General features: G+C 72.1%; 18 protein-coding genes and 1 pseudogene. 12 read left to right on the forward strand and 7 right to left on the reverse strand.

Features of this window, described 5'->3' with window-relative positions:
* Positions 1-89 precede the first annotated feature (89 nt).
* The gene (locus ACTYVM_RS30740) at positions 90-716 is read right to left on the reverse strand and encodes a hypothetical protein (protein ID WP_445529108.1); all 627 of its coding nucleotides are present in this window, start codon (positions 714-716) and stop codon (positions 90-92) included.
* A gap of 291 nt (positions 717-1,007) precedes the next feature.
* Positions 1,008-1,394 carry a hydrogenase maturation protease gene (locus ACTYVM_RS30745; protein WP_445529109.1) on the reverse strand — a complete coding sequence of 129 codons (387 nt, stop codon included), beginning with the start codon at positions 1,392-1,394 and terminating at the stop codon, positions 1,008-1,010.
* Positions 1,395-1,489: 95 nt separating this feature from the next.
* On the opposite strand from ACTYVM_RS30745, the pseudogene ACTYVM_RS30750 reads away from it, so the two are divergent.
* From ACTYVM_RS30750 to ACTYVM_RS30770, 5 genes and pseudogenes are all read left to right on the forward strand, one after another.
* Positions 1,490-1,741: pseudogene (locus ACTYVM_RS30750) on the forward strand (Ni/Fe hydrogenase subunit alpha); the annotation flags it as partial.
* Between the two features lie 400 nt (positions 1,742-2,141).
* On the forward strand, positions 2,142-2,759 hold the full coding sequence (gene wrbA, locus ACTYVM_RS30755) for an NAD(P)H:quinone oxidoreductase (protein ID WP_400036259.1): 618 nt from the start codon (positions 2,142-2,144) through the stop codon (positions 2,757-2,759).
* Between the two features lie 406 nt (positions 2,760-3,165).
* Positions 3,166-3,579, forward strand: coding sequence for a globin family protein (locus ACTYVM_RS30760; RefSeq protein ID WP_445529110.1), 414 nt, complete (start codon positions 3,166-3,168; stop codon positions 3,577-3,579).
* Between the two features lie 92 nt (positions 3,580-3,671).
* The gene (locus ACTYVM_RS30765) at positions 3,672-4,778 is read left to right on the forward strand and encodes a globin domain-containing protein (protein WP_445529111.1); all 1,107 of its coding nucleotides are present in this window, start codon (positions 3,672-3,674) and stop codon (positions 4,776-4,778) included.
* 10 nt (positions 4,779-4,788) lie between these two features.
* Entirely contained in the window at positions 4,789-5,349 is a 561-nt protein-coding gene (locus ACTYVM_RS30770; RefSeq protein WP_400035975.1) for a DivIVA domain-containing protein, read from the forward strand.
* A gap of 189 nt (positions 5,350-5,538) precedes the next feature.
* On the opposite strand, the gene ACTYVM_RS30775 is transcribed toward ACTYVM_RS30770, so the two are convergent.
* Positions 5,539-5,670 carry a hypothetical protein gene (locus tag ACTYVM_RS30775; protein ID WP_445529112.1) on the reverse strand — a complete coding sequence of 44 codons (132 nt, stop codon included), beginning with the start codon at positions 5,668-5,670 and terminating at the stop codon, positions 5,539-5,541.
* Positions 5,671-6,058: 388 nt separating this feature from the next.
* On the opposite strand from ACTYVM_RS30775, the gene ACTYVM_RS30780 reads away from it, so the two are divergent.
* The 3 genes from ACTYVM_RS30780 (at position 6,059) to ACTYVM_RS30790 (ending at position 8,421) form a co-directional block, all read left to right on the forward strand.
* Positions 6,059-6,355, forward strand: a complete 297-nt coding sequence (locus tag ACTYVM_RS30780; protein WP_445529113.1) for a hypothetical protein — start codon at positions 6,059-6,061, stop codon at positions 6,353-6,355.
* Between the two features lie 458 nt (positions 6,356-6,813).
* Positions 6,814-7,704, forward strand: a complete 891-nt coding sequence (locus ACTYVM_RS30785) for an esterase/lipase family protein (RefSeq protein WP_445529114.1) — start codon at positions 6,814-6,816, stop codon at positions 7,702-7,704.
* A gap of 426 nt (positions 7,705-8,130) precedes the next feature.
* Positions 8,131-8,421, forward strand: a complete 291-nt coding sequence (locus tag ACTYVM_RS30790; protein WP_400035985.1) for a DUF3040 domain-containing protein — start codon at positions 8,131-8,133, stop codon at positions 8,419-8,421.
* A 105-nt stretch (positions 8,422-8,526) separates the two neighbouring features.
* Here the strand turns inward: ACTYVM_RS30790 and ACTYVM_RS30795 are convergent, their stop codons facing one another.
* The 3 genes from ACTYVM_RS30795 to ACTYVM_RS30805 all read right to left on the reverse strand — a co-directional run bounded on the left by ACTYVM_RS30795 (position 8,527) and on the right by ACTYVM_RS30805 (position 11,066).
* The gene (locus ACTYVM_RS30795; RefSeq protein ID WP_445529115.1) at positions 8,527-9,786 is read right to left on the reverse strand and encodes a cation:proton antiporter; all 1,260 of its coding nucleotides are present in this window, start codon (positions 9,784-9,786) and stop codon (positions 8,527-8,529) included.
* A 4-nt stretch (positions 9,787-9,790) separates the two neighbouring features.
* A complete protein-coding gene (locus ACTYVM_RS30800; protein WP_400035990.1) occupies positions 9,791-10,261 on the reverse strand; it encodes a cation:proton antiporter regulatory subunit in 471 nt (156 codons plus the stop codon).
* A gap of 166 nt (positions 10,262-10,427) precedes the next feature.
* On the reverse strand, positions 10,428-11,066 hold the full coding sequence (locus ACTYVM_RS30805) for an HD domain-containing protein (protein WP_445529116.1): 639 nt from the start codon (positions 11,064-11,066) through the stop codon (positions 10,428-10,430).
* Positions 11,067-11,180: 114 nt separating this feature from the next.
* On the opposite strand from ACTYVM_RS30805, the gene ACTYVM_RS30810 reads away from it, so the two are divergent.
* A complete protein-coding gene (locus tag ACTYVM_RS30810) occupies positions 11,181-12,272 on the forward strand; it encodes a GlxA family transcriptional regulator (RefSeq protein WP_445529117.1) in 1,092 nt (363 codons plus the stop codon).
* On the opposite strand, the gene ACTYVM_RS30815 is transcribed toward ACTYVM_RS30810, so the two are convergent.
* The gene (locus ACTYVM_RS30815) at positions 12,192-13,061 is read right to left on the reverse strand and encodes an alpha/beta fold hydrolase (RefSeq protein ID WP_445529118.1); all 870 of its coding nucleotides are present in this window, start codon (positions 13,059-13,061) and stop codon (positions 12,192-12,194) included. The two genes, ACTYVM_RS30810 and ACTYVM_RS30815, sit on opposite strands and share 81 nt — an antisense overlap.
* Before the next feature lie 235 nt (positions 13,062-13,296).
* Here ACTYVM_RS30815 and ACTYVM_RS30820 point away from each other — a divergent pair, with 235 nt between their 5' ends.
* The 3 genes from ACTYVM_RS30820 to ACTYVM_RS30830 all read left to right on the forward strand — a co-directional run.
* Positions 13,297-15,057, forward strand: a complete 1,761-nt coding sequence (locus ACTYVM_RS30820) for an MOSC domain-containing protein (RefSeq protein WP_445529119.1) — start codon at positions 13,297-13,299, stop codon at positions 15,055-15,057.
* 185 nt (positions 15,058-15,242) lie between these two features.
* Positions 15,243-16,700 (forward strand): hypothetical protein, encoded by a 1,458-nt coding sequence (locus ACTYVM_RS30825; protein WP_445529120.1) that lies wholly within the window; start codon positions 15,243-15,245, stop codon positions 16,698-16,700.
* 153 nt (positions 16,701-16,853) lie between these two features.
* On the forward strand, positions 16,854-18,084 hold a 1,231-nt coding region (locus ACTYVM_RS30830; protein ID WP_445529121.1), incomplete at its 3' end, for an AAA family ATPase.

Raw genomic sequence — 18,084 nt, forward strand, 5'->3', positions numbered from 1 at the left:
AGGAGAAAGAGGGAGGGGGGGGGGGGGGTGGAGGGGGTCTGTTTGTGCCGGTCCCCCCCCCGCCGCAGGATCGCCGCGCTGTGGGTGCTTCAGCGCAGCCAGGCGTGGTCGCGGACGACCGGCAGCCGCGCCCACAGACGGCCCAGGCCCCAGGTGGCGCCCGCGCCCGCTGCCGCCACGGCGACCAGGGCCACGGCGTAGATCACGTGGTAGTCGGCGAACGGATTCGTCGACATGCTCGGGGATCCGTTCGACAGGTGCTTGGCCGGTGGCCACTCGGCGATCCACATCAGCGCCATCATCGCCGTGCCCGCCACGGCGGCCGGCCGCAGCGCCACACCGGTCACGACGGCGACGCCGATGGCGAGCATGCCCAGCATGAACAGCCAGTCCACCCAGGCCTGGCCGGCCCACGAGTGGAACGTCGACTGCATGGGCCCGGCGGCGACCGAGCTGAGGAAGCCCTTCGTCGGCGATCCGCCGTCGATCCAGCCCTTGCCGGAAGCGGTCGCGTAACCGAAGCCGAAGACCTTGTCCAGGAACGCCCACAGGAAGACGAAACCGGTCAGGACGCGCAGGGACGCCAGGGCGTACGCCTGTGGAGCGGTGTGCGTGTCGATGCCGGCCGACGCCGCGGACGCGGAGGCGGTCCGGTTCCGGCGGAAGACCGGTGGATGGAAGCCGGGGCTCCGATGAGGGTGCTCGTCCACGGCCATGGCAGTGATCCCTTCGCGAGTGTCCGGTCCTTGTCCTTGCACTCCTCACTCTCGTCGCGGGCACCGCGCACCGCCGGATGCCGAGAGGCCACAACCGTTGGGCTGAACGTCCCTTTCTTCCGGGCCAGTTGGCAGGGTGCGACGCGTGCGCGGTCGCCCGTCCTGCGTCGTGGCCCCGGCAGCCCGTCAGCTGTTCTCAGCCGTCATCGACCGGCGCGGTCCGGCTCGCCTGTCGTGCCGAGGCGGCGGCCCGGTCCGTCAACTCGGGAAGCGCCGTGCGCACCGCCTCGCTCAGACCCGCGCCGAGTGCGACGCCACCTCCACGGCATGCACCACGAGCCTCTGCGGCATCCGATCAAGAGCCGTGGCCAGTGCGAGGCAGTCTTCGAGGCCGAGCGCGTGCGTGCTCGCCGTACCCGCCGCCCGGGCGGCCACGTCCGCCGCGGTGAGGATGTGCAGCGTCCCCGGCCTGACCGGCCGGGCCAGGAGCGCCTCGACCACGACCACCGTGTCCGCGCCGTGCCACAGTTCGAGCATGCGCGCGGGTTCGCCGTCGCTGACCGTCAGGAGGGTGCCGTCGGGAACACGGTCCCGCAACGCCTCCACCACTGCCAGGCCGGCCCCGTCGTCACCGCGCAGGGGATTGCCCACACCGATCACCACGACCCGGCCGCTCATGTGCGCTCCACGGTCACGTCGAGGAAGTGGGCGGCACAGGAGATGCACGGATCGTGGTTTCTGACGACCCGTTCACACAGGTGGGTGAGTTCCTCCCGTTCCGGAGCATCGTCGTGCGCGCGGTGGAGGTGGTGCACGCCGTCGAGGAGGCTCTGCGGATCATCGACGGATACGAACGACCTCGCCGGCCGGCCGTCGAGGTCCCGCCGGGCCGCGGCGTCGGCGCCGGAGCCACCGAGGCGCCCCGCGGGCTGCTGCATCACCGCTACGCCCTCGCGGAGGACGGCACGCTCACCGGGGCCCGCATCGTCCCGCCCACGGCTCGGAACCAGGCGGCCGTCGAGGAGGCAGGCCTGGCCGACTTCAGGGGCTGGCGCGTCGACCACGAGGACCTCGCGCACCGCTTCGCCCATCTCCTGGACGCCGCCCCCGCTCCCTGGTCCGGTCCCGACGCACCCTCCAGGAGCGCGTCGCCCCCGCCACCCCCGTGGACCACAGGCCGAACGTCTCCCCGTGACGAACCTGGTCAGGAGCGGCCGGCCCGGACCGTGCCGCTGCGGCACTGCCCACGGGCGTCACTTCTGTTGAATCTTGCACCATCACCCTAAATGATTTAGCGTTCAACTATGCGCGCCGGCGCACATCCCGTCCCCTGTCGGGATGAAACCGCCCGAACGAAAGCCAGTCAGCACCATGGGCTTCTTCCGCCGCACCACCGACAGCACCACTGAATTGGAGACCACCTCCGTGACTTCCCCCGTCAAGCTCGCGGTCATCTACTACTCCTCGACCGGCTTCAGCGCCGAGATCGCGAAGGAGATCAGCAGCGCCGCGGAGAAGGCCGGCGCAGAGGTGCGCCTGCTCAAGGCGGCGGAGCTGGCCCCCGAGGCCGCCATCGCCTCCAACGAGGCCTGGGCGGCACACGCCGCGGCCAGCGCCGGCATCCCGGTGGCCACCCCCGCCGACGTCGAGTGGGCCGACGCCGTGATCTTCGGCTCCCCGACCCGCTTCGGCAACATCGCCTCGCAGCTCAAGCAGTTCATCGACACCCTCGGCGGCCTGTGGGCGCAGGGCAAGCTCGCCAACAAGGTCTACAGCGGCTTCGCCACCAGCGCCACCGCTCACGGAGGCCAGGAGTCCACGATCCTCGCCCTCTACAACTCCATCCACCACTTCGGCGGCATCATCGTCTCCCCCGGCTACACCGACCCGGTGAAGTTCGTCGACGGCAACCCGTACGGCACCTCCCATGTCGACGCCCAGGGCAACAACCCCGTCGGTGACGACACCCGCAACGCCGCCCGCCACCAGGCCGAGCGGGTCGTCCAGCTCGCCGCGGCCCTCAAGGCCGGGCTCGCCGCCTGACCCCCACGCCACCACCGGACGGGCCACGGGAACACCCTTCCCGTGGCCCGTCCGTCCGCCGGACATGCCAAGTCAAGGCCGGGCCTACGGCCCCGAACTACCTCCTGGAGCTGCGCTGGGACGGTGTCCCGGGAAGTGCGCCCGGGCGTCGTCCGCGAACAGGCCCAGGATGCTACCTCCGTTGGAGGTCACGCCACCATGCTCGAAGGCCTCGAGGTACTCCAGAGCCACCGCGGTCGAGCCCGACGGCAGTCACTGATGATCTGACCCGGTTTCGCCGCTCATCGGTCGGGGACGCTCACCCGCGGCCGCTCGTGTGTACCCCTGTGGACAAGTACTTGACGAACTCATTGCAGAAAGCCATCAACTTGTTCGGTTCGCGCGCCTCTGGCTACAGTCGGCCGCCATGACTGCAGACCTCACACTGATCCGGAGCAGCTTCGCGGCTGTCCAGCCCCATGGCACCCAGGTGACCGCGTACTTCTACGACCACCTGTTCGCCCACCACCCCGAGGTGCGCCCCCTGTTCGCGGCTCATCTCGACGAGCAGCGCGACCGCCTGTGGGCGGCGCTGGGTGCCCTGGTCGCCAACCTGGAGAACACCGACACGCTCATAGGCATGCTGGAGAACCTGGGGCGCCGCCACGGGGGATACGGCGTGCTGCCCGAGCACTACCCGGCCGTGGGAGCCAGCCTGATCGCCACCTTGCGCCACTACGCGGGCGATGCGTGGACACCGGCCGTCGAGGAGTCCTGGACGGCGATCTACGGGGTGATCAGCAACACCATGCTCGAGGCCGGCGCGGCCGCCTCGAGCTGAACCGCCGCCGGCAGCGGCTCCTCGCAACGAGCCGCCGGCCGGCCCCCATTGCCCGGAAGTCGAACCCTGATGTCAGCCACCGGAGGGCGGACGTGAGCGATGCGCAGGCGCTGAGAGATTCCTTCGCCCTGGTCGGCAAGTCGGGAGACGAAGTGCCCCGGTACTTCTACTCCTACCTCTTCATCATCGCGCCGGAGGTCCGGCCGATGTTCCCCGTGGCCATGGGGGCGCAGCGCGATCGCCTCGTCGCCGCCCTCGGCAGGATCGTCGCGGAGGCCGACGATCCCGACCGGCTCGTCCCGTACCTGCGGCAACTGGGCCGGGACCACCGCAAGTTCCAGGTGGTGGCACAGCACTACGAGGCGGTGGGGCAGGCGCTGCTGGCCACGCTGGCGTACTTCCTGGGCGAGGCGTGGACCCCGCAGTTGCAGCACGGCTGGACCGAGGCCTACGCCCTGGTGGCCCGCACCATGGTGCAGGCCGCCGAGGCCGACGGCGCGGTGAATCCGGCGTGGTGGAACGCCGAGGTGGTGCGGCACGAACAGCGCGGCTTCGACCTCGCGGTCCTCACCCTGCGTCTGGACCACCCGATGGCGTACCGGGCCGGGCAGTCGGTGATGGTGGAGGTTCCGTCGCTGCCGAGCACCTGGCGGTCGTTCACCCCGGCCAACCCGCCGCGTGCCGACGGGACCGTGGAGTTGCACGTACGGGCCATCGACGGCGGCCTGGTCAGCCCGGCCCTGGTGTACGGGCTGCGGCAGGGCGACGTGCTGCGCCTCGGCGCCCCGGTCGGCGACCGGCTCACGCTTCAACCGTCCGGCGGCCGGGACCTGGTGCTGATCGGCGGCGGCACCGGTCTGGCCCCGCTGCGCGGCCTGGTCGAGGAGATCGCCCAGCACGGTCCGCCGCGCCGGGTGAACCTGTTCGTCGGGGCACGCGACCGCCACGGCCTCTACGACATGCCCGCGTTGAGGCACCTGGCGCAGGCCCACCCGTGGCTTCGTGTCACGCCGCTGGTCGGCGCGGACGCCGGCACCGTCGACAACCGCAGCCTCGCCGGCCCGGTGCTGCGCGCCGCCGCGTGGAGTGGATGCTCCTTCTACGTCTGCGGCTCGCCGGCCATGGTCTCGGCGACAGTGCGCGATCTGGCGGACGCGGGCATTCCGCACGACCTGCTGCACTTTGAAGAAGCTCGGTGATCGGAGAAACGTGAACGAGACAGGAGCACCGCACCCGGAGGAGCACCTGGTGACGCCCGAGACGTTGCGGTCGATGACCTTCCCCCGGGCTCCTCTGACCCGTCGCGGCTACAGCGAGGAGGCGGTGCACGACGCCCTGCGCCGCGTCGCGTCGACTCTGATAGCGCTGACGGAGGAGAACGACCGGCTGCGCACGGACATGCAGCGCCACCGGGACTGGATCCGGGCCAACAACATCGGCGACGGCAGCGCGCCCACCGGGGTGCCGACCGTGGACGCCGTCCTTCAGCAGGCCCGCGCCCAGCAGGCGGCCGAGCAGACCGTCTTCGCGGCCCGCGAGCAGGCCCGCACCATGGTGCGGGCCGCCAGATCACAGGCCGAGGCGATCCTCCAGCGGATGTGGGAGCAGGAGACGCAGGCGACCGGCGGGGACCAGGAGGAGACCGAGCGGCTCATCGCCTATCTGCGGCAGATCGCGCAGTCGCTGAGCGTCACCGCGGACCAGTACGCCAACAAGCACCCCCAGTCCCCCTCCCCCGGGGCCCCGGCCGCCACTTCGCACGGCGCCTGACCGGTACAGCGAGGTCGTGGGAACCGCGTCACGCACGGCCCCCGCCGGCTTGTGCGGACCAGGCGCGCGGTGACCGTCCTGGGGCGCTGGTACGCGTGCGGGCCGGGGTGGGCACGGTGCCGAACTCAGCGGCCGCGACCGCCGCACCGGCCCGACGCTCCGTCAGCTGCCGAAGGATCACCCAGCACGTCATGGCGTATCCGACGTGCGCAGCCGCTCCACGCCCCGCACCCGCCCCGGCCGCGGCACCGGCACGTGCTCCACGGCGAGTCGGCGGCCGGCCCGGGAGAAGCGCGCCGCACGCATGGTCGCCGTCGTCATCGTCCGACCGTTTCGCCGCCGACCGGCCAAGTCCCCGCCGCCGAAACGGGTCCCCTGATCGGAGGAGCCGCCGTTGTTACGGAAGCCGTTGGGCCATACGCGGGAGTCGACGCGGAGAGGCCGTCGCGAGCGCTGTGCGTCGTCAGCCGCCTTCCTCCTGATCGCGGGGCGTTTCGAAGCAGGAAGCGGGCCGGCGGTTCCCGCTCTCCCCGGATCGATGGTCCATACAAGGGAGCGTTACGGATATATCCGTGTTTCGTAACACGAATCCCTTTGGTCATCTGCTGTCGTCGTCAGGGGCCACAGTGTGGCGCCTCGGCATCAAGCCGGGAATCGGATCGCACGCCCCGCCCGGCCAGGGCGGGGGTGCACGACCGTGAGGGGATTCATGTCTGTTTCTCGTACGGCGCTCCGTCTGCTCGCCACCTGTGTGGCGTCGGGCGCCCTCGTCGGCGCGGCCGCCCTGCCGGCCCTGGCGGTCGGAGGTCATGACCGCGACCACGGAAGGGACTTCCCGCACAGCAGGTTCGACCACCGCTACGACAACCGCTACGACGGTCGCTACGACGGTCGCCACGGTTACTTCGGTAACCATCACCGGCACCACGGCTGGCACTACGGCCGGTACAGCAACCGGCACCACGGCTGGTACAACCCCGGCCACCACTTCCTGGGCCTCCGCTAGACCGCCCCGGTAGTCGTGCTGTGACACGGAGGACGATCGCCACCCTCTGACTCCGCCGTCGCAGCCGGTATGGCCGCTGCACCGAAGGGCCGAGGACCGCGCCGCGGTCCTCGGCCCTTCGGCCGTTCGGCCATGAGCCGCCGGCGCACGACCGGTTCCGTGACCGCCGTCGCCCACGCCACCCCCGCCGTCCTCGCTCACGCGCGGTGCCCCGCTGAAATCGCCTGGTCGCCGCTGGTGATCGACGTGTGAGGTGGGCCACCTCACCATTGCTGAGAGGGGAAGTTTCGGCTTAACGTCCCCGCAATCCGTTGGAACGGACGGGCGTCATCGGCCGGTCTCCGTTCGGCGGTGGCCTTCGGGCGCGGGCTCGGAACGGAGCCTTCTCCGTGCGGCGCGGCGTGTTCCGCCGCGTGCTTCCGGCGGCGCGCGCCCCTGGCGGCGTGAGGAGTCGTCCCATGATTGTTTCCGGCTGGAATCCTTCCGGGTGCCGCGGCTCGGGTGTGACGCCTCCTGACCGGGCCGCGCCGCCGCGTTCCCGAGGAGGCCTGCCCCCGGTCCGCGCGCTGACCGGAGCCGTGTTCGGCGCCGCCGTGGAGGTGGCCGCGATCGTCGCGGCGCTGGCCCTGTACCCGTCCGGCTTGGGCGAGGGCGGGGAACGCCCCGGAGCCGGACCCCGTCCGGCGGCGCCGCCGGACGGCACCGTGGCCCTTCCGGCCGTCTCCGCCGACAGCCCGGTCCTGCTGGTCCACGGGCTGTTCAGCAACCGGGCGATCTTCCACGTCATGAGACGCGGCCTGCGGCAGGCGGGTTTTCGCCGGGTCGCCGTGCTGAACTACAACTGGCTGCGCGACGACGTCCGCGGCGCCGCAAGGTCGCTGGCGGACGAGGTGGAGCGGGTCTGCGAGGACAGCGGGCACGAGCGCGTCCACGTGATCGGCCACAGCCTCGGCGGCGTGGTCGGCCGCTACTACGTGCAGCGCATGGGCGGCGACGCCCGTGTGCACACGCTGGTGACCCTGGGCGCCCCGCACCACGGCACGCTGGCGGCGTCGGTGCCTCTGCCGCTCCAGGCGATCCGGCAACTCCGCCCGGGCAGCGACGTGCTCGCGGAACTCGCCGGGCCCGCTCCCGGCTGCAAGACCCGCTTCGTGGCGTTCCACAGCGACCTCGACGAGCTGATCGTGCCCACCGCCAACGCCCGGCTGGTCCACCCCGACCTTCGGATACGCAACGTCCCCGTGCACGCCGTCGGCCATGTCTCGCTGCCCCTGCACGGCAGGGTCGTCGGCGAGGTCTGCCGCGTGCTCCACGACGCACGCGTCGCCGAGCCCCGGGCCGCGGCCTGAGCCACGACGCCCCGGGGAGGCGGCCGAGTCCCCTGCGCGCTGCGACCGCGGGCCGCCGCGCGGCCGAGTCCATCGGGTCCAGTGCCCATTCCGTCGCCTCTCTGGGGTTCCCGCCCGCCCGCACATGGGTGTCGGACCCGATGGCGGCAGCCCCCGGCGACGGGTGAGGGTGGAGGCAAACCCCCTTTCGGCGGTCGTACCGGCGTGCGGCCCGCCGTTGGCGCCTGCCCGCGTGCGGGCGCGGGCCGCGGCGGACCCGAGTGGGGGGACAGGCCACGAGTCCGTCGCGTCACGAGAGGAGCCCGGCACCGATGGCGGCAGTGCCACGGTGGCCTGCCCGGCCGCACCGCGCGGGCCCGGGACCACATCGCCCGTACCGCGAGGCCCTGGTGCCCACCCGCCACCGCGTGCCGAGAGGAGCGCGTGATGCCCGGAACCGATGACAAGGTGCTCGGCGAGATCGCGGCTCGTGTGTACCGGGACGATCCCCGGTTCGCCCGCGCCCTCCGAGCCGGCCGCCCCTGCCCGCCACGCGAATTCCGGCGCACCCGGGCCTGGTTGCTGTTGGCCCTCGCCCTGGTGGTGCTGGGCACCGGTGTCGCTCTGGCCCACGGGCTGCTCATCGTCACCGGCATGGTCCTGGCCGGTATGGCCGGGGAACTGTGCGACCCCCGGCGCACCGCGCGCAGACGGCGGGTTCCCCCGCCCCGTTCCTGACCTCGGTGCCCCACTGGGCGGGCGCACCGCGGTGGACGGCCGCGGTGGCGGGCCGACCCCATCGGGACCGGCCGACCGTTCCACTCACGGCCGGCCGGTCCTCACTCACGATCGGCCGACCGTGTCCTGGTCGGCCATCGTCTCCTGCGGCCCGGAGCTCGGCGTCCAGCCCTCGGCCGGTACGCCACCGGCCGGGGCGGCCTTGCCGAACAGGCCCGTCAGGCGCCGGGCCACCGGTTCCGTGTAGCGGGCGGTCAGCGGACCCAGGATGACGAGGATCAGCACATAGGCCGTGGCCAGTGGGCCCAGGTCGGGTTCGATCCCGGCGGTGACGGCGAGCCCGGCGATCACGATGGAGAACTCGCCCCGGGCGACCAGCGTGCCGCCCGCACGCCAGCGTCCCTTGACGGAGACACCGGCCTTCTTGGCGGCCCAGTACCCGGTGGCGATCTTGGTCAGCGCGGTGACGGCGGCCAGGGCGAGCGCGGGCAGCAGCACCGGCGGAATGCTCTGCGGGTCGGTATGCAGTCCGAAGAACACGAAGAACACCGCGGCGAACAGGTCACGCAGCGGGGCCAGGAGGTTGTGCGCGCCCTCCGCCACCTCGCCGGACAGGGCGATGCCGACCAGGAACGCGCCCACGGCCGCCGAGACCTGCAGTTGCTGGGCGATCCCCGCGACCAGCAGGGTCAGGCCCAGCACGACCAGCAGGAGCTTCTCGGGGTCGTCGCTGGAGACGAAGCGCGATATGTGCCGGCCGAACCGCACCGCCACGAGCAGCACCACAGCGGCGACTCCGAGGGCGATGGCCAGCGTGACGCTGCCCGACGCGAACCCGGCGCCCGCCAGCAGGGCGGTGATGATCGGCAGGTACACGGCCATGGACAGGTCCTCGAGGACCAGGATGCTGAGGATCACCGGAGTCTCCCGGTTGCCCAGCCGTCCCAGATCACCCAGGACCTTGGCGATCACACCGGACGAGGAGACCCAGGTCACTCCCGCCAGGACGACCGCCGCCACCGGCCCCCAGCCCAGCAGCAGCGCCATCGCGGCGCCGGGCAGGGCGTTGAGCGTCGCGTCGACCAGCCCGGCCGGGTACTGGGTCTTGAGGTTGGAGACCAGGTCGCTGGCGGTGTACTCCAGCCCCAGCATGAGCAGCAGCAGGATGACGCCGATCTCGGCGCCGATGGCGACGAACTCCTCACTGGTGTCCAGCGGGAGCAGTCCGCCCTGGCCGAAGGCGAGTCCGGCCAGCAGATACAGGGGGATGGGCGAGAACTGGAAGCGCCCGGCGAACCGGCCCAGCAGCCCCAGGCCGAGGATGATCGCGCCGAACTCGATCAGGAAGACCGCAGACGAATGCACGCGATCACTCCCGGCCGAGTATCGCCGCGGCGGCATCAGCGCCCTCGCGCGTGCCGATCACGATCAGGGTGTCCCCGCCGGCCAGCCGGAGATCGGGACCCGGGGACGGGATCGCCTCGGCCCGCCGCAGCACCGCCACGATCGACACACCGGTCTCGGTGCGCATCCGGGTCTCACCCAGCAGCCGCCCGTTCCAGTACGAGGTCGCCGACAGTTCGACGCGCTCCGCCACCAGCCCCAACTCGGTCGTCGACAGCAGGTTGGGGCTGTGGTGCGACGGCATGAGCGCGTCGATGACGGCCGCCGACTCCCCGGCGGTCATCCGCACGGACAGCGCGCAGGCGTCCGGGTCGTCCTCGCGGTAGGCGCTCAGGGTCCGCGATCCGTCCCGGTGCGCGACCACGGACAGCCGGCGCTGCTCTCGCGTGGTGAGGTCGTAGCGGACCCCGATTCCCGGCAACGGCGTACCACTCATGCGCGCAGCGCCCACAGCTGTTCTCCATGTCGTCCGACTTGATGGATTCTTTACGAATCCTTAACGGCACCCTATCGAGCCGGACCGGGCGGAGGGAATGCGGACGGTGTCGGCTCCGTCTCATTCCGGAGAACCGGAGAGGAGTCGCGGCGGGAGCGGGGTCCGGTCATTCGGGCCAGTCGGAGTTCTTGACGACCTCGACGAAGTCGATGCGCCGGAAGCCGGGGACATAGTGGGCCAGGACGTCGGCCTTGATGTTCCCGAAGGTCGTGTCCGGGCGTTCCTCGATGCCCTCGGTGAACGCGGCGAGGATCCGGTTCTTGAAGTCCGGGCGCGGGTGCGCCGCGACGACCGCCGCGCGCTCCTCGTCGGAGACCGCGTGATAGCCGATTCCCAGGACGTCCAGTTCGACGCCACGGGTCACCAGGGCGACCTCGGAGGCCATGTGCAGCGGGATCTCCGGGGTGGTGTGCAGGGCGATGCTCGTCCAGACACGGTCGGCCGGCTCGCCGGTGACGCCGCGTGCCTGCAGAAAGCGGCGGGCCTCGTCGGCACCGTCGATCTCGAAGCGCTGGTCGGTACGACGCACCTGCTTCGTGAGCCCGAGGTCGTGGAACATCGCCCCCACGTACAGCAGTTCGGGGTCGAAGGCGAGCCGCTGCTCCCGGCCGCGCAGCGACCCCCACAGGAAGACCCGCCGGGAGTGGTGGTAGAGCAGCGGCGGGGCGACGTCGCGGACCAGTTCGGTCGCCTCCCGTACCAGGGTGGTGTCAGGAATCTCCACTCCTGCGATCACGTCGTTCATCGTTCGTCCGCCTTCCTCGTCTGTTCGGTGATCTGTCTTCGGCCGTCTTCAGGGTTCACCCGACGACGTAGGCTGAGCCATGTCATCACTGCCAGGAAAACCACGGATTCGGACATGACGCATCGGGTCGGCTTCGTCGTCTTCGAGGGGGTGACCATGCTCGATGTCAGCGGGCCGTCGGAGGTCCTCCATCAGGCGGGTCGGCTCGCTCCCGGCTATGAGCTGGTTCTGGTCTCCCCGCGCGGCGGGACGGTCACCACCTCCGCCGGGCCGGCGCTGAGCGGCACGGTCCGGGCGGCCGACGCGGGCCCGGTCGACACGGTCGTGGTCGCCGGGGGCGACCGGCTGGCCCAGGAACCGGTCGAGGAGGAGTTGCTGGACGCCGTCCGCGCCCTCGCCGCGGGGGCTCCTCGGGTCGCCTCGGTGTGCACCGGCGCGTTCGTCCTGGCCGAACTGGGCCTGCTGGACGGCCGCCGGGCCACGACGCACTGGCGGCACGCGGCCGTGCTGGCCCGCCGCTACCCCCGTGTGCGCGTCGAGCCGGACGCCATGCACATCCGCGACGGGCGGTACGTCACCTCGGCGGGCATCAGCGCGGGCATCGACCTGACGCTCGCCCTGGTGGAGGACGACCACGGCGCCGACGTGGCCCGGAACGTCGCGCGCGAGCTGGTGGTCTTCATGCAGCGTCCGGGCGGGCAGTCGCAGTTCTCCACGGCCATCACGACCCCGCCCGCGCGCGGTGACCTGCTGCGTCCGCTGCTCGCGTCCGTGCTCGCCGATCCGGCCGCCGACCACAGCCTGCCCGCCATGGCCGCGTCCGCTGCCGTCAGCACTCGGCACTTGGCCCGGCTGTTCCGCGCCGAACTGGGCACCACGCCCGCACGCTGGGTCGAACGGGTCCGCCTCGACCGCGCCCAGCAGCTGCTGCTCGAGGGGCACAGTGTCACCTCGGCGGCGCGGCGCAGCGGGCTCGGCTCCGACGAGACCCTCCGCCGGGCCTTCGCCCGCCATCTGGGCACCACGCCGACCCACTACCGCAGGCGCTTCGCCACCACCCGCACCCGCGAAGAGCAGCCCTGGGCCCTGTCGTCTCCGAGCCTCGCCGGGCCTCGTCCGGCCTCCTCAGGCGAGGACGCGGGCGAGGAAGTCGCGGATGTGGTCGGTGATGGTGCCGAGGTGGCTTTCCAGGGCGAAGTGCCCTGATTCGATCAGATGGATCTCGGCGTCGGGCAGGTCCTGGCCGAACGCCGTGGCGCCGTCGGGGCCGAAGATCTCGTCGTTGGCTCCCCAGACCGCCAGCAGCGGGACCCGGGAGTCGCGGAAGTACCGCTGGACCTCGGGGTAGAGGTCCACGTTGGACGGGTAGTCGCGGAAGAGCCTGAGCTGGATCTCGTCGTTTCCGGGCCGGTCCAGCAGGGCTTGGTCGTGGACCCAGTTGTCGGGGCTGACCAGGCTGGGGTCGGCGACCCCGTTGAGGTACTGCCAGCGTGTGATCTCGGGGGTCAGTGCGGCCCGCAGGGGCGCTTCGGTGTCGGGCCCGGGCGCCTTGGCGTAGGCGAAGACGCCGTCCCAGAAGGGCTTGACGAAGCCCTCCTCGTAGGCGTTGCCGTTCTGGGTGATGATCGCGGTGACACGGTCCGGGGTCTGGAGGGCCAGACGCCATCCGATGGGGGCGCCGTAGTCCTGCACGTACATCGCGAACCGGTCGACGCCCAGCTGCCGGAGCAGCCCGGAGGTGATCTCGGTGAGGGCGTCGAAGGTGTACGGGAAGTCCCGCGGGGAGGGCATCGCCGACTGGCCGAACCCGATGTGGTCGGGGGCGATCACGCGGTACCGGTCCGCGAGCGCCGGGATCAGGTGGCGGAACATGTGCGAGCTGGTCGGGAAGCCGTGCAGGAGTACGACCGCAGGCGCCTGGGAATCGCCTGCCTCCCGGTAGAAGACCTCGAGGCCGTCGACGGTGGCCGTGCGGTGGTGGACTGCGTGGATCATGCCTCTGACCCATCTCTCGATCTTCGGTTCAGGCGCGGGGCGCTCTCCGGGACGTGGTGCGCGGCACCCGGCCCCGCCACGTGTCCGCGCCCCACTCCTGAAGGGTGTCACCTCCCGCCCGCGCGTGTCGCCCGCGGAGGTGTCGTGGCACGAGGCGAACTAGGATCGGTCCCAGCGCACAGATCACAGCGTCATGAGGAACTGCCCCGGCCGACCACCCCGTAGGAGGTCCGCGATGGCGACGCTGCTGTCCGTCAACGTGGGGATGCCCACGGACGTCCCATGGCAGGGAAGGACCGTCCACACCGGAGCCTGGAAGACGCCCGTCCAGGGTCCCCGCATGGTCCGGCGACTCAACGTCGACGGAGACGGTCAAGGGGATCTGGCCGGGCACGGCGGCGAGATCCGCGCCGTCCTCGTCTACCAGTCGCAGTCCTACCAGTACTGGCGCAGGCGACTCGGGCGCGACGACCTGGCCTTCGGGATGTTCGGGGAGAACTTCACCGTCGACGGACTGTCCGACGACGAGGTGTGCATCGGCGACCGGTACCGCATCGGCGAAGCCGAGTTCGAGGTCACCCAACCCCGCGTCACCTGCTACCGCGTCGGCATGCGCCTCGGCGAACCCACCATGGCGTCCCTGCTGGTCGCCCACCACCGCCCCGGCTTCTACCTGCGCGTACTCACCGAGGGACGCGTCCAGGCCGGCGACGGGATCACCCTCACCCGCAGGGGTCCGGAGGAACTCAGCGTCGCCGACGCCGACGCGCTGCTCTACCTTCCCGACCGCGATCCCGCGAAGCTGCGCAAAGCGCTGAACATCCCCGCCCTCAGCCCCGGATGGCAGCAGTCCTTCCGCGAACTCGCCGCCGCCCGGCAGCCTCGGCAGGAACCCGGCTGGCCGGGTGAACGGGCGAGCGCCCGGCAGTCCGGGCAGGAGCCGGGGTGGCCGGGCTTCAGGACCATGCGCGTCGCCCGCATCGTCCCCGAGACCCCCGACGTCTCGTCGGTCTACCTCGACAGCGCCGACGGCACGCCCCTGCCCGAGGCCCGCCCCGGCCAGTACCTCTCCCTCCGGCTCGCCGTCGACGACACCGTCCCCACGGTGCGCAGTTACTCCCTGTCCGCCGTACCCACCGTCCGCACCTACCGCATCAGCGTCAAGCGCGAGTCCCACGGGAAGGTCAGCGGCTACATCCACGCCGCGCTCCACCCCGGGGACCTCGTGGACATCGCAAGCCCGCGAGGCACGTTCGTACTCGAAGCGGGCACCCGCCCGGTCGCCCTCGTCTCCGCGGGGATCGGCGCCACGCCCGTGCTCGCCATGCTCCACCGGCTCGCCGCCGCACGAGACCCGCGCCCTGTCTGGTGGATCCACACCGCACACGACCGCGCCCACCATGCCTTCGCGGACGAGGCCCACGCCCTCCTGACACAACTCCCCGACGCCCACGAGCACATCTACTACACCTCCGAAGCCCCGCCCCCGGGCGCGCGCCACATCAGCCGGGGCCGCCCGACCGCCCCGGCGTTCACCGCCCTGGGCATCCCCACCGACGCCGACGCCTACCTCTGCGGACCGACCGCCTTCATGAACGACGTCGGCGGCTACCTGCGCGCTCACGGTCTGCGGGCCGAGCGGATCCACACGGAACAGTTCAGCGCCCTTCCCGCCGTCAACCCCGGCGTCACGCCCACCGCCGCCGTCCGGCCGCACCAGCCGCCCGGTCCCACGGGCGACGGCCCCCTCGTCACCTTCGCCCGCAGCGGCATCAGCACCCCCTGGTCACCGGCCCACGCCTCACTGCTCGACCTCGCCGAGGCCTGCGACATCCCCACCCGCTGGTCCTGCCGCACCGGCGTCTGCCACACCTGCGTCACCCACCTCGTGGCGGGCGACATCGCCTACACCACCCCGCCTCTCGAACTCCCCGAAGCCGGCGCCGTCCTGGTCTGCTGCAGCGAACCGACCGCCGAAGTCGTCCTCGATCTCTAGTGCCGCGGCGGGCAACGTTTTCCCCTCCACTGCACCCAGGCCTCTCCTTCTGCTCACTCCGGGTTCGCGGGCTGATCCCAACGAAAAACCCTGGCCACACCTGGAGGAACCGTGGCCTATGATGCTCGGGTGATGAACCTCTCCTCGTACGGATGGGGGGAATCGTCCGCGCAAGGTGAGTGCTGATGGCACATCACCTCGCGAACGACATTCCGACCCGCCTGTTGATGTGGCAGCGCGTGCGTGAGTACGCCGTGCCACCGTCCATGATCGAGACCGCGACCGCTCGACGTACGGTCGGTGACTGGGCGGGGGCCTGCGCCGCCGCCCGAGTCGACGTCGATCTCGATCTGCGCGCCGTGCGCGACCGCCACGGCACCGATCTCGTCACCCGTCTCCGCGCGGATCTGCGTCGGCTGGCGCCTGACCTGCTCCGCTGGCACATGCCCCGGATCGCCCCCGGCGGGCGCCTGCGGCCCGGTGTCACCGTCTCCCTGGCCCGTTACCGGAGTTCGGGCCCCGTGCCGCTGCGACTGGTGGTGCGGACACCACCGGCCCGGGCAGACGCCGGACAGTGGATGTCCCTGGCCCTGTGGGAAGGGCCCAAAAACGAAGGCTCCGGACAGCACCTCGCGCACCCGCACCCGCATCCCGACCGGCGTTTCCGGCTCGACCTGCACCGGCATCTCTGGGACTCAGGGCGGAGCGGGGAACTGGCCCGGCGGTGCGGTGCGGACGGCACATCCTCCACGGCGCCGCCCGACCTGCCCACCCCCCACGATTCCCGTTGGGCGGCGGCTGGTTGGGCTGCCGAGGCGGAGTTGCTGCTGCGGGCCGAAGGGCGCCCTCGCGGGGCCTTCACCGTGCGGCTCGGTGCGCGGAACCGGGCCGTGCTCGAACTCGTCGCCCCCGACGACAGCCATGCCCCGACGTTCCGACCACTGCGGGAGGCGCTGCCGCCGCAGGAGGTCGCGGCGCTTCCGATGCTGCCGGAGGCCGCGGCCCGGGTCCTTCCTGATCTCGAGTTGCTGCGCGCCGGGCTGGTCTCGGCCGAAGGACTGCACCCGCTGGTCGCCGCGGCACTCGCGCCGTCCGGTTCGGCACCCGTGGCCGGCCCCGTCCACGAGCCCGGTGATCCGCACCGGGTGGAATGCCGCGGCGAGGTCCACCGGATCGCGCTGCGGGACGGGGTGCTGACGGCGGTCGATCACGACCCGGACCAACTGCGCCGTGAGGAGCTGCTGGTGGCGCTCGGCGGGCCGGCGCTGCCGTGCCTGCGGGCGATCGACGCGGTGCACCGCAGCCCGGAGGCACTGCCGGCGGTCCGGGAACGGCTCGGCCACGGTGACGTCGCCGGAGCACTGGCCGTGGTCGAGGGACTGCTCGGTCCCGCCGCGGTCCTGCGTGACGGGCCGCTCCGGGCGGAACTGGAGTCGGCCGCGGCCCGCCGCGTCGACCACGGGCTCTTCCGCTCGGGGCTCCTCACCCCGCACCCCGGTGCCGGTGCATGGGGGGAGGAGAACGGCTCGGCCGCGGCACACGCGGAGGCAGGCCATCGTCCTCGGCTCGACCGTCGCTCACCTCCCGCCATGCGCCGCAAGCGGAGCAGCCGGGCCCGGCCCCGCACCGGCCTGACCCGCTGACCGGCCGCACCGGCCGCACCGGCCGCACCGGCCGCACCGGCCCACATGTACCGGCGAAGTCCCCTCCCGCACTGCGCGTTGCTCGCGCACGCCCCACGACACCAAGACATCTCCGGGTTCGGGCCGTCCCGTTCCCTCATTCCGCCCCAGGTGATGCCCATGCCGTCCAGCACGATCCCGCCCACAACCGCGCCCGCCCCCGCCGACTCCGGCGCTTGCGGAACCGTCGCCCAACTCACCGTCGCCGACGGCCTTTTGGCCCTGCTACGGTCGACCACCACCGAGCCGCGTCCCGACGAGCAGCTCGAAGCGCTCACCCTGGCCGTCGCGGCCGACCTGCCCGTACTGCTCTGGGGCGAGCCGGGCATCGGCAAGACCGCGGCCCTGACACAACTCGCCGCCTCTCTCGACCTGCCGCTGACTACCGTGATCGCCAGCGTCCACGAGCCGTCCGACTTCTCCGGGCTGCCCATCGTGGGCGACGATCCGGCAGTGCGAGGGGTGCCGATGGCGCCGCCGCGGTGGGCCGTCGAACTCGTACGGGCCGGACGGGGGTTGCTCTTCCTCGACGAACTCTCCACCGCCACCCCGGCCGTCCAGGCCGCACTGCTCCGGGTCGTCCTGGAGCGGAGGGTCGGTACGCTGCAACTCCCGCCTGGCGTACGGATCGTGGCCGCCGCGAATCCGCGCGCGTCGGCCGCGGACGGATGGGAGCTGAGTCCGCCGCTGGCCAACCGGTTCGTGCATCTGCACTGGGTGCACGACCGGGAGGTGGTGGTGCGCGGGCTGGGCGGGGTCTGGCCCCGGGCGGAGCTGCCCCGGCTGGTACCGGAGCGGTTGCCGGAGGCGGTGACCTTCGCCCGGCGTGCGGTCTGCGGCTTCCTGGAAGCCCGGCCGACGCTGATCCACCGCCTGCCGAGCACCGAGACACGGCGCGGTGGTGCCTGGCCCTCGCCCCGGAGCTGGGAGACCGCCTTGACCCTGCTCGCCTTCGGCACGGCGGCCTGCGTCTCCCGGGAAGTGCTGGCACTGCTGGTGCGGGGCGCGGTGGGCGACGGACCGGGGCTCGAACTCCTCGCCCACCTCGACCGGATGGAGCTGCCGGACCCGGAGTCGCTGCTGGCCGATCCGCCCTCCGCCGAGCTGCCGGTGCGGGGCGATCTGCGCCAGGCGGCGCTGGAGGCGGTGGTGGCCGCCGTCGGGGCACGGCCGGAGCGGGAGCGGTGGGAGGCGGGCTGGGCGGTCCTGGTGCGGGCGCTGGAGACCGGCGCCCCGGACCTGCTGGTCGCCCCGGCGACGACGCTCGCCGCGCTGCGGCGCGACGACTGGGAGGTACCGGAGGCGGTGGAGCGGCTGACCGGGGTGGTCGGTCTCGCCCGCCGGG

This window comes from Streptomyces cyslabdanicus (assembly GCF_052663305.1).

Bases quoted from the DNA above. Each gene is read 5' to 3' on its own strand.
- ACTYVM_RS30740 (WP_445529108.1), bottom strand. From the start codon at position 716: ATGGCCGTGGACGAGCACCCTCATCGGAGCCCCGGCTTCCATCCACCG.
- ACTYVM_RS30745 (WP_445529109.1), bottom strand. From the start codon at position 1,394: ATGAGCGGCCGGGTCGTGGTGATCGGTGTGGGCAATCCCCTGCGCGGT.
- ACTYVM_RS30760 (WP_445529110.1), top strand. From the start codon at position 3,166: ATGACTGCAGACCTCACACTGATCCGGAGCAGCTTCGCGGCTGTCCAG.
- ACTYVM_RS30775 (WP_445529112.1), bottom strand. From the start codon at position 5,670: ATGACGACGGCGACCATGCGTGCGGCGCGCTTCTCCCGGGCCGGCCGC.
- ACTYVM_RS30780 (WP_445529113.1), top strand. From the start codon at position 6,059: ATGTCTGTTTCTCGTACGGCGCTCCGTCTGCTCGCCACCTGTGTGGCG.
- ACTYVM_RS30785 (WP_445529114.1), top strand. From the start codon at position 6,814: ATGATTGTTTCCGGCTGGAATCCTTCCGGGTGCCGCGGCTCGGGTGTG.
- ACTYVM_RS30790 (WP_400035985.1), top strand. From the start codon at position 8,131: ATGCCCGGAACCGATGACAAGGTGCTCGGCGAGATCGCGGCTCGTGTG.
- ACTYVM_RS30800 (WP_400035990.1), bottom strand. From the start codon at position 10,261: ATGAGTGGTACGCCGTTGCCGGGAATCGGGGTCCGCTACGACCTCACC.
- ACTYVM_RS30805 (WP_445529116.1), bottom strand. From the start codon at position 11,066: ATGAACGACGTGATCGCAGGAGTGGAGATTCCTGACACCACCCTGGTA.
- ACTYVM_RS30810 (WP_445529117.1), top strand. From the start codon at position 11,181: ATGACGCATCGGGTCGGCTTCGTCGTCTTCGAGGGGGTGACCATGCTC.
- ACTYVM_RS30815 (WP_445529118.1), bottom strand. From the start codon at position 13,061: ATGATCCACGCAGTCCACCACCGCACGGCCACCGTCGACGGCCTCGAG.
- ACTYVM_RS30820 (WP_445529119.1), top strand. From the start codon at position 13,297: ATGGCGACGCTGCTGTCCGTCAACGTGGGGATGCCCACGGACGTCCCA.
- ACTYVM_RS30825 (WP_445529120.1), top strand. From the start codon at position 15,243: ATGGCACATCACCTCGCGAACGACATTCCGACCCGCCTGTTGATGTGG.